Origin of the sequence: Vibrio sp. 10N.222.48.A3 (assembly GCF_041475345.1) — a bacterium.
Taxonomy (GTDB): domain Bacteria; phylum Pseudomonadota; class Gammaproteobacteria; order Enterobacterales; family Vibrionaceae; genus Vibrio; species Vibrio tasmaniensis_A.
Map to the genome: position 1 here is coordinate 1 of NZ_JBFRVX010001360.1, position 3,562 is coordinate 3,562.

General features: G+C 42.5%; 7 protein-coding genes. All 7 read right to left on the bottom strand.

Annotation, left to right across the window (positions count from 1 at the left end; all coding sequences use genetic code 11):
- Positions 1–377 (bottom strand): HD family hydrolase (locus tag AB4653_RS26335; protein ID WP_372105702.1); only part of this gene is annotated, 377 nt, incomplete at its 3' end.
- 53 nt (positions 378–430) lie between these two features.
- On the bottom strand, positions 431–847 hold the full coding sequence (locus AB4653_RS26340; RefSeq protein WP_009846821.1) for a VOC family protein: 417 nt from the start codon (positions 845–847) through the stop codon (positions 431–433).
- 110 nt (positions 848–957) lie between these two features.
- Positions 958–1,572: a LysE family translocator gene (locus AB4653_RS26345; protein ID WP_102258495.1), complete on the bottom strand. Its 615-nt coding sequence runs from the start codon at positions 1,570–1,572 to the stop codon at positions 958–960.
- A gap of 50 nt (positions 1,573–1,622) precedes the next feature.
- Positions 1,623–2,093, bottom strand: coding sequence for a GNAT family N-acetyltransferase (locus AB4653_RS26350; RefSeq protein ID WP_009846823.1), 471 nt, complete (start codon positions 2,091–2,093; stop codon positions 1,623–1,625).
- Positions 2,094–2,129: 36 nt separating this feature from the next.
- A complete protein-coding gene (locus tag AB4653_RS26355) occupies positions 2,130–2,486 on the bottom strand; it encodes a hypothetical protein (protein WP_009846824.1) in 357 nt (118 codons plus the stop codon).
- Between the two features lie 89 nt (positions 2,487–2,575).
- A complete protein-coding gene (locus AB4653_RS26360; protein ID WP_017078753.1) occupies positions 2,576–3,010 on the bottom strand; it encodes a GNAT family N-acetyltransferase in 435 nt (144 codons plus the stop codon).
- 77 nt (positions 3,011–3,087) lie between these two features.
- A complete protein-coding gene (locus AB4653_RS26365; protein ID WP_009846826.1) occupies positions 3,088–3,495 on the bottom strand; it encodes a VOC family protein in 408 nt (135 codons plus the stop codon).
- Positions 3,496–3,562: the final 67 nt, after the last annotated feature.

Sequence of the window (3,562 nt, forward strand, 5' to 3'; positions counted from 1 at the left end):
TCCGGTGACTCACCCGCTTCGAACTCAAGCCATAAATCCAAATACTCGGTTCTTAAATGGCTTGGCAATGATTTCAGCAAGCGCTCAACACAGTTTCTCTCTTTGAGTTTGTTTTCTTCGGTTTCACTGGCATAAATGATGGTGTCTCCTGCATCGATTTCCCCAAGGTCATGTATCAGTAACATCTTCATCACTCGCGTAATATCGATTTGTTCATTGGCATAGTCTTTCAACATAAGAGCGCTCAAACAGACCTGCCAACTGTGCTCAGCGGAGTTTTCATATCGATCCAATCCAACCGGTTTTGTCTGTCGATGAACATCCTTTAATTGTTCAATCTCGACCATGAATTGCAGAATGCCTTTGATTTCTTCCACGATGAGCTTCCTTTAATTGAGCTTGAGCAACACACGAATGAGCCTTAGCTTATTTACCTGTTAGCCATAGGGTGTTCAGGGTTTAACTGAAGCAGATCCCACAAGTTACCGTAAAGATCTTCAAACACAGCAACGGTACCGTAACCTTGCTCTTTAGGCTCTCGGACAAAGTTAATGCCCAAAGACGTCATGCGTTCGTAATCACGCCAGAAGTCATCGGTGTTTAAGAATAGGAATACGCGTCCACCAGCTTGGTTACCGATGAAATCGTGTTGCTCTGGCTTGGAAGCTCTAGCAAGTAACAGGCTCACACCGGTTGAATTTGGTGGAGCAACAACAACCCAGCGTTTATCTTCTTCTGGTAAATACGTGTCTTCGATGAGATCAAACTTAAGCTTGTTTACATAAAAATCAAGCGCTTCATCGTAGTCTTTTACCACGAGTGCAATGTGGACAATATTCTGTTTCATAACATACCTTGTTGGGGTTTTAGCTGCGTGGAATGATGCCATGAAGCAGGCAAAGACACTAGGTGTTAACACTTAGTTTGGTGTTATGGTTAAAACAGTCCTAAGAGTACTCATGTTTTAGTTGCTAACAAAGCACCGCAAGTCGCCAAAAAGCCACCTGATAACCTGTTCAATAGCATCTTTGCTGAGCGCCCTTGAAATACAAAACGAGCTTTAGAGGCAGTGCAAGCATAGAGACTCAATACTCCACCTACAGCTACAGTTGAAATCACCAAAATCATCATCACATCTGTTGTGGTAAATGTTTTTAGGTCTATGAATGCGGGAAAGAAACCCATGTAAAACAAAATCGCCTTTGGGTTTGAAACTGTCATCAATAACCCGATAATCACGCTTGAAGCTTTCATTCCTTGCTCCGAAGATGTACTCGATGATTCACTAACATCTGACGTCCATGTTGTGTAAGCCAACCAAAACAAATAGGCAACGCCTACATATTTAATTACCGTAGCAAATTCACCCATTGCGCTAGCTAAAGCCGATAAACCAGACAAAGCTAAGAATATAAAAATGTAATCCGCGATTAGTACGCCAAGCACCACTAACAAGCCTTGTTTCCAACCAAGGCTTAGAGACCTCGACAGAACTGCGAGAACGCTGGGGCCCGGTATGGCTGCAGATAGTAACATCGCAACAAATAGAGCTATTCCTGATGTAATTGACATAATCCCTCCCTAGATCGTTTGTCGTTCGACAATTAACCTGTTTCATGTAACTAAGCGATTTGACCGCGCATGATAAATTGCGGGCCTGCTGCGCCACCTAAATACTGTTCATTGGTATCTTCGAAGCCGCCTTTGTTATAACAGTTGAATGCTGCGGGATTTTTGCAATTCACGGTTAAGTAAATCAACTCATACGCTGAGTAATTCGCTTTTAAATATGGAAACAAAGCTTTGACCGTGCCCGTTCCTAAACCTTTACCTTGCTGGTTTTTATCAAGCACAAAAGCTCTTAAGCCAATACTTCCTTCAGGGCAGAATTCGTAGTGCTCTGCGTAAGCGATATCCAGCTTAAAGAAACCAACAACTTCGTTATCAGACTTAATCACGTGCAAGTGCGTCGTTTCACTGCCGTCTAATAAAAACTCTGCAGCTGTACCAGCGAACTTAACCTGTTCATCGGCGAGTTGGATGGCCTGAACTAACGCCACATGTGATTCTTGAAGCCTTTCAATAGTTATCATTGTTGTTCCTTCTGTATAACACGCACGAAAAACCGACTAGAGCTCATCGCTAGTGTCTCGAGAACCGTAGTTTGGGAAGTTGATATTAAGAACGTTATCATCCTCAAGTGTGAATAGAACGCTTCCATTCTCGACACCAGTTTCGTTCCTATCTGAACAACCTAGAAACAGCTCCCAATCAAACGAATATTGAAGGCGGTATTGATTCGCATTGATGTGTAGAACGTCTTTGATTTTAATACCGTCCACCACGTGTGCCATATCATCGATGTATGACAGGTCTGGGATTAACTTTTCTTCGAAATCACTCTTATGCTCGGTTAAGAAATTGAGCAGCTCAGAACACAACTCGGAGCCTTGAATCAATGGTTTAGACAGACTAAAAAACAACATTTCTAAATACTCCAAGGATTGTTTTGATATTGGGAAGATGCGCGCGAACCTGTTACAAATTAACGCTCAGCCAACACTAACCTTTAAGGCTAAACGTTACTATTATCCGAGCTATTAAACGAGTACATTCGAACTTCATCTCGAGGAAACCAGCCCAATTTTTCGTAAAACTGTTGAGCGTTGATGTTGTCGTTATAGACAAACAAGTGGGTCTTCGGGATGCCTAACCCTGCAAGTGCGTTGACCGCCTCTGCGACAAGCTTACAACCTAACTTTTGTCCTCTAAAGTTGGCCGAGACAGCTAAATGTTGTAAATACCCACGACGTCCATCCGTTCCTACTAACACAGCGCCAATGATCTCGTTGTTACTTTCAGCCACAAAACTCAGACCAGGGTTACGATCTAAATAGCTCGCAATGCTTTCTTTCGAATCGGCATCGCGAATACTCATGCCTTCTGTCTGGCACCACAACGCGATCACTGAGTCGTAGTCTGAAATTGCCATTTCCCGAATGTTGACCACTCTACTCTCCTTATTTATACGGGTACTTAGTTAGCCGTGTTTCTCGTAATAAATGAGTAGCTAATAATACTTATGTGTTAACGAATATCTTGGCAGAACCTAAAGAGATAACCGTCAGGAGTTTGAACGATGAACTGCTTCTGAGTCGCGATCGAACCCCCACATTGATAAGACTTCGACTCTAACGCTAAGTAAATAGAATCAGCGGCGCTTTCGTTAACTCTCTGATAAAGTGGTTCGATATCGATAACATCCCATTGAAAGTTAACGCCACGCCCTAAAGGAAATTCCAGGTCACCTGAAAGCCATTTTCGACTTTTGCCCGCAATCCCTTCAAGCATCACATCAACACCATCAAGCGTTAGATAAACAAACTCTTCATCTGGGCGCTCGTATTTCACTTCAAATCCCAACACATCGACAAAGAAGGATTGGCTCACATTAATATCGAAACAATAAAGCTCAGGAACTACTCGTAATGTCATGATTTACCTATTCACTAAATAGCGAGAGATTAGTAAGAATCTAATCAGGATTTCCACTCTAATATAG

Coding starts and splice junctions, on each gene's coding strand:
- AB4653_RS26340 (WP_009846821.1), bottom strand. CDS start 847: ATGAAACAGAATATTGTCCACATTGCACTCGTGGTAAAAGACTACGAT.
- AB4653_RS26345 (WP_102258495.1), bottom strand. CDS start 1,572: ATGTCAATTACATCAGGAATAGCTCTATTTGTTGCGATGTTACTATCT.
- AB4653_RS26350 (WP_009846823.1), bottom strand. CDS start 2,093: ATGATAACTATTGAAAGGCTTCAAGAATCACATGTGGCGTTAGTTCAG.
- AB4653_RS26355 (WP_009846824.1), bottom strand. CDS start 2,486: ATGTTGTTTTTTAGTCTGTCTAAACCATTGATTCAAGGCTCCGAGTTG.
- AB4653_RS26365 (WP_009846826.1), bottom strand. CDS start 3,495: ATGACATTACGAGTAGTTCCTGAGCTTTATTGTTTCGATATTAATGTG.